Here is a 5932-nt window from a genome sequence, read left to right as displayed (position 1 = left end):
GACGGCGGCGCTTTCCAGCGCCTCCTGCACCGACATCGGCGGCAGCAGGCCGGCAAAGCGCTGCGCCAGCATCGACTTGCCGGCGCCGGGGGGGCCGAGCAGCAAGAGACTGTGGCCGCCGGCCGCGGCGATTTCCAGGGCCCGCCGCGCGCCGGCCTGGCCGCGCACGTCGGCCAGGTCCGGGTGGCAGGCGGCCGTGTCGGGAGCGCCGCCTTCCAGTCGCACCCAGCCTGGCGGAGCGCCGGCGGCAGGCACGCCGTTCCTGGCGGGCAGGAACTGGCCCACCACGTCGAGCAGGTGGCGCGCGCGCACCACCTGGGCCCCAGGCACCAGCGCCGCCTCCTCGGCGCTGCCCGGCGGCAGCACCAGGCAGGCTTCGATGCCGCCGGCGCGCAGCGCCAGACTGGTGGCCAACGCGCCGCGCACCGGCCGCAGCTCGCCCGACAGCGACAGTTCGCCGGCGAACTCGTGGCCGGCCAGGCGGGCCCCGTCGATCTGGCCGCTGGCCGCCAGGATGCCCAGGGCGATCGGCAAGTCGAAGCGGCCGGAATCCTTGGGCAGGTCGGCCGGTGCCAGGTTCACCGTGATCCGCTTGTTGTGCGGGAAATCAAGGCCGCTGGTCAGGAGGGCGGCGCGCACGCGCTCGCGTGCCTCCTTGACCTCGGTGTCGGCCAGCCCGACCAGCGTGAAGCTCGGCAGGCCGTTGGCCAGGTGCACTTCGACCGTCACCGCGGCCGCTTCCAGCCCGACCAGGGCTCGGCTTTGCACCAAAGACAGGCTCATGGCAGCTGTTCTCCCCGTTCGGGTGCATGGCCGCGTGCGGCGCGCCGGGCCGGTGGCCGAAGGCACCACGGCGGTGCAATCGCCAGCGCATTCGCGCCGGCACTGGCTCAACGGCAAGCCGGTGTTGCCCGATGACAGGCGTTTCATCCCGGTTGGGTATGGCACGGCTCCTGCTTGCAGGCTCTTGGTACACCCCACGCAACGGAGAAGCTCCCGATGAAACTGAAACTTGCCGCCCTCGCCGCCGCCCTGTTGCTGTCTGGCGCCGCCTTGGCGCAGACCGCCCCGGCCGCCGCCACGCCTGACTACACGCTGACCGGCAACGTGGGCGTGGTCACCGACTACCGTTTCCGCGGCATCTCCCAGACTCGCCTGCGCCCCGCCCTGCAGGGCGGCGCCGACTTCGGCCACAGCAGCGGCTTCTACATCGGCACCTGGGCATCCACCATCCGGACGATCAAGGACGCCGGCGGTGATGCGGACGTCGAAGTGGACCTGTACGGTGGCTACAAGTTCGGCCTCGGCCCGGTGGCCCTGGACGTCGGCGTGCTGCGCTACCTGTACCCGGGTTCCAGCCTGGGCACCAACCCGGACACCACCGAGGTCTACGCCGCCGGCACCTTCGGCCCGGCGACGCTGAAGTATTCCCACGCCGTGACCAACGCCTTCGGTTTCGCCAACAGCGACAACAGCTACTACGTGGACCTGACCGCCGGCTTCGAGACCGGCTACTGGGGCACCACCGTCACCCCGCACGTGGGCTACCAGCGCATCCGCGGCAACAGCGGCTTCTCGTACTGGGACTGGTCGCTGGCACTCGGCAAGGACTTCGGCAACGGCCTGAGCGGCTCGCTGGCCTATGTCGACACCGACAACAACAACTACCGCGGTCCCGGCAGCAAGAACCTCGGCCGCTGGGGCGTGGTGGCGGGCGTCAAGTACGCGTTTTGAACCTGAACGGGTCTTCCAAGGAGCAAGCATGAAACTCGTCACCGCCATCATCAAACCCTTCAAGCTCGACGAGGTGCGCGAAGCGCTGTCCGCCATGGGCGTGCAGGGCATCACCGTCACCGAGGTCAAGGGCTTCGGCCGGCAAAAGGGCCACACCGAGCTGTACCGCGGCGCCGAATACGTCGTCGACTTCCTGCCCAAGGTCAAGATCGAAGCGGCGGTCTGCGACGACCTGGTCGAGCGCGTGATCGAAGCCGTCGAAGGCGCGGCCCGCACCGGCAAGATCGGCGACGGCAAGGTCTTCGTCTACGACCTCGAGCAGGTCGTGCGCATCCGCACCGGCGAGACCGGCAAAGAAGCCCTCTAACCCACAGCACACCGGAGACACACTGCCATGAGGAAACTTCTCGCATCCCTGGGTCTGGCCCTGGGCCTGCTCGCCGGCGGCCTGGCCTTCGCCCAGACCCCGGCACCGGCCGCCGCCGCTCCGGCCGAAGCCACGCCGGCGGCTGCCGCCGCGGCCGCCGCCGCACCGGCAGCGCCCGCTGCCGCCGTGCCCAAGGTCGATTCCGGGGACACCGCCTGGATGCTGACCTCCACCATGCTGGTCATCCTGATGACCATTCCCGGCCTGGCGCTGTTCTACGGTGGCCTGAGCCGCTCCAAGAACATGCTGTCGATCCTGATGCAGGTGTTCGTGGTCTTCTCGCTGGTCTCCATCCTGTGGGCCTTGTACGGCTACAGCCTGGCGTTCGCGGGCGACGGCAACTTCATCGGCAGCTTCGACAAGATCTTCCTCAAGGGCGTCAACCTGGAAAGCTTCGGCGCGCTGGCGACGATTCCGGAATACGTGTTCGTGGCCTTCCAGGGCACCTTCGCCGCCATCACGGTGGCGCTGATCGTCGGCGCCTTCGCCGAGCGCATGAAGTTCGCCGCCGTGCTGCTGTTCGCGGTGCTGTGGTTCACCTTCTCGTACCTGCCGATGGCCCACATCGTCTGGGGCGGCGGCCTGCTGGCCAAGGACGGCGCGCTCGACTTCGCGGGCGGCACCGTGGTGCACATCAACGCCGGTATCGCCGGCCTGGTGGGCGCCTACATGGTGGGCAAGCGCGTCGGCTACGGCAAGGAAGCCTTCACGCCGCACTCGCTGACGCTGACCATGGTCGGCGCCTCGCTGCTGTGGGTGGGCTGGTTCGGCTTCAATGCCGGCTCCGCCGGCGCCGCCAACGGCACCGCCGGCCTGGCCTTCATCAACACCATCCTGGCCACGGCCGCGGCCACGCTGTCCTGGATCGCCGGTGAAGCGCTGTCCAAGGGCAAGGGCTCGATGCTGGGCGCCGCTTCCGGCGCCGTCGCCGGCCTGGTGGCCGTCACGCCCGCCGCTGGCTTCGTCGGCCCGATGGGCTCGATCGTGCTGGGCCTGATCGCCGGCCTGGTCTGCCTGTGGGGCGTGACCGGCCTGAAGAAGCTGCTGGGCGCGGACGACGCGTTCGACGTGTTCGGTGTCCACGGCGTGGGCGGCATCGTCGGCGCGCTGCTGACGGGCGTGTTCGCCGCGCAAGGCCTGGGCGGCACGGGCGGCCTGGCGCCCGACACCTTCAGCATCGGCGGCCAGGTCTGGATCCAGTTCAAGAGCGTGGTCTTCACGATCCTGTGGTCCGGCGTGGTTGCGTTCGTCGCCTACAAGATCGTCGACCTGCTGGTCGGCCTGCGCGTGACGGAAGAAGAAGAGCGCGAAGGCCTGGACATCAGCAGCCACGGCGAGGCCGCCTACAGCCGCTGAGCGGTCCCGGTCCCGGTTCCGGTTCCCGGCCGCGGTGGCACGCCGCGGCCTTCACTGCAAGATCTCCTCTGGATCTTGGGCCCGCCTTGGCGGGCCCTCTTTTTTGGTCCGGCGCGCACGGCTCCTGCACAATGACCAGAAAGCGGGAGACAGGCGCATGATCGAACTGAAAGCGGGGCGGCTGCGTTGCCAGCTGCGGCCCGAACTGGGAGGCTGCATCGCCGGCCTCTGGCTGGACGACATCCCGGTGCTGCGTTCCACGCCCGCTGCTCTGCTGGCGTCGGCGCGCCTGTCGGCCTGCTACCCGCTGGTGCCGTTTTCCAACCGCATCGGCCAGGCCAGCCTGGTGTGGCTAGGCACCCAGCATCCGCTGGTGCGCAACAACGGCGACGAGCCGCATGCGATCCACGGCGTCGGCTGGCAGCGGCCCTGGAGCGAGCTGGACAGCGATGCCACCTCCGCCATGCTGGCTTACGAACACCGACCCGACACCGCCTGGCCGTTCGCCTTCGACTGCTCGCACAGCTTGCGGCTGCGGCCAGGCGCGCTCGACCTGACGCTGGCCTTGACCAACCAGTCCGAGCGGCCCGCGCCCGCCGGGCTGGGCTGGCACCCTTACTTCGACCGGCGGCCGGGCAGCCACATCGCCTTTCGCGCCTCCGGCCGCTGGGAGATGGGCCCGGACAAGCTGCCCACGGGGCGCTCGCCGTCGCCGGGGCTGGACGCGGACTGCGCCACGCTGGACGTGGATCATTGCTACGACGGCTGGGACGGCATCGTCGAGCTGCGCGACGCGCGCCTGCGGCTGCGGGTCGTCTCGCCGCTGACACGGGTGGTGGTGTTCAACAGCCCCAGCCGCGACTACCTGGCGATCGAGCCGGTCAGCCACGTCAACAACGCGGTCCACCTGTACGCTGGCGGCACGCCGGCCGAGGCGCTCGGGCTGACCGTGCTGCAGCCGGGCGAAACCATGACCGCGCAAATGGCGATCGAAGTGGAGGCCGATTGATGCAGTGGGAGCTCGCGGTGGCCGAACCCGATGCGTTGGGCGAGTCTCCGTTCTGGCATCCGGCGGAGCAGCGCCTGTACTGGGTCGACATCCCGGGCCGCCGGGTGCGCCGCTGGCACCCGGACAGCGGCCGGCAGGACAGCTGGGACTTGCCGCAGCAGCCGGGCTGCATCGCGCCGGCCGCCAGCGGCGGGCTGGTGCTGGCGCTGCGCGACGGCGTCTACCGCGCCCGCGACTGGGGTGGCGCGCTGGAGACGATCGCCTTGTTCGGGCACGGCAAGCATTCGCGCTTCAACGACGGCAAGGCCGACCCGGCGGGCCGCTTCTGGGCCGGCACCTACTACGAGCCCAAGGACGCGCGCAAGGCCGACCTCTACAGCATCGACTGCCGCCCGGGCAACGGCGAGGCCGGCAAGCCCATCGTGCAGCTCAAGGCCCACAACGCGACCAGCGCCAACGGCCTGGCCTGGTCGCCCGAGCAGGACACGGTGTACTGGAGCGACACCCAATCGCATGCCGTGTCGGCCTGGGACTGGGAGCCGCGGGCCAACGTGCTGCGGCGGCATCGCGTGTTCCACCAGTTCCCGCCCAAGCCGGCCGGCTGGACACCGGGCGACGCCGGTTATGGCGGCCGCCCGGATGGCGCCGCGGTGGATGTCGAAGGCCACTACTGGTGCGCGATGTACGAAGGCGGCCGGCTGCTGCGGTTGTCGCCCGCCGGCGCCGTGGTGGCCGAGCTCGCGCTGCCGGCGCTGTGTCCGACGATGCCTTGCTTCGGCGGCCCGGACGGCCGCACGCTCTACGTCACCACCGCGCGGCAGGGCCGGTCGGACGATGAACTGCGGACGCTGCCGCATTCGGGCTGCGTGCTGGCAACGCGGGTCGACGTGCCTGGCCTGCCCGTCAACTTCTTCGAAGACTGAGCCCGCTTACCATTGCCGCCATGGATTCAGCTCTCGCCATCCTGGTCGATCGCGTGCGCGCCGCCGGCGCGGCCGGCACGCCGCTGCGCATCCGCGGCGGCGGCACCAAGGACTTTCATGGCGAAGCGGCCGCCGGCGAGCTGCTGTCGACCGCCTCCCTGCAGGGAGTCACCAGCTACGAGCCGAGTGAACTGGTGGTGACGGTGCGCGCCGGCACGCCGCTGTCCGAGCTGGAGCAGCTGCTGGCGCAAAGCGGCCAGTCGCTGCCGTTCGAGCCGCCGCACTTCGGCGCCGGCGCCACGGTCGGCGGCATGGTGGCGGCCGGCATCTCCGGTCCGGCCCGGGCCAGCGTCGGCTCGGTGCGCGACTACGTGCTGGGCGTCAACCTGGTCAACGGCCGCGGCGAGCACCTGGTGTTCGGCGGCCAGGTCATGAAGAACGTGGCCGGCTACGATGTCTCGCGCCTGCTGGCAGGGTCGCTCG

Annotated in this window: 7 protein-coding genes; 6 read left to right on the top strand and 1 reads right to left on the bottom strand. The window is 70.5% G+C overall.

Annotation, left to right across the window (positions count from 1 at the left end; all coding sequences use genetic code 11):
* Positions 1 to 783 (bottom strand): magnesium chelatase domain-containing protein (locus tag JWP65_RS16280; RefSeq protein ID WP_299765592.1); only part of this gene is annotated, 783 nt, incomplete at its 3' end.
* Positions 784 to 999: 216 nt separating this feature from the next.
* On the opposite strand from JWP65_RS16280, the gene JWP65_RS16275 reads away from it, so the two are divergent.
* From JWP65_RS16275 to JWP65_RS16250, 6 genes are all read left to right on the top strand, one after another.
* Positions 1000 to 1734 carry a TorF family putative porin gene (locus JWP65_RS16275; RefSeq protein ID WP_299765590.1) on the top strand — a complete coding sequence of 245 codons (735 nt, stop codon included), beginning with the start codon at positions 1000 to 1002 and terminating at the stop codon, positions 1732 to 1734.
* 28 nt (positions 1735 to 1762) lie between these two features.
* Positions 1763 to 2101, top strand: a complete 339-nt coding sequence (gene glnK / locus JWP65_RS16270; protein WP_299765550.1) for a P-II family nitrogen regulator — start codon at positions 1763 to 1765, stop codon at positions 2099 to 2101.
* A 27-nt stretch (positions 2102 to 2128) separates the two neighbouring features.
* Positions 2129 to 3517: an ammonium transporter gene (locus tag JWP65_RS16265; RefSeq protein WP_299765548.1), complete on the top strand. Its 1389-nt coding sequence runs from the start codon at positions 2129 to 2131 to the stop codon at positions 3515 to 3517.
* A 157-nt stretch (positions 3518 to 3674) separates the two neighbouring features.
* Positions 3675 to 4526 carry an aldose 1-epimerase gene (locus tag JWP65_RS16260; protein WP_299765546.1) on the top strand — a complete coding sequence of 284 codons (852 nt, stop codon included), beginning with the start codon at positions 3675 to 3677 and terminating at the stop codon, positions 4524 to 4526.
* The gene (locus tag JWP65_RS16255; protein ID WP_299765543.1) at positions 4526 to 5449 is read left to right on the top strand and encodes an SMP-30/gluconolactonase/LRE family protein; all 924 of its coding nucleotides are present in this window, start codon (positions 4526 to 4528) and stop codon (positions 5447 to 5449) included. The genes JWP65_RS16260 and JWP65_RS16255 overlap by 1 nt, the downstream gene beginning before the upstream one ends.
* 20 nt (positions 5450 to 5469) lie before the next feature.
* Positions 5470 to 5932 (top strand): FAD-binding protein (locus tag JWP65_RS16250; RefSeq protein ID WP_299765542.1); only part of this gene is annotated, 463 nt, incomplete at its 3' end.

The sequence above is a fragment of the Ramlibacter sp. genome, assembly GCF_028292805.1.
Classification (GTDB): Bacteria; Pseudomonadota; Gammaproteobacteria; order Burkholderiales; family Burkholderiaceae_C; genus Ramlibacter.
The sequence above is the reverse complement of the archived record's forward strand: the minus strand, read 5'-3'. Positions and strand labels throughout refer to the sequence as shown.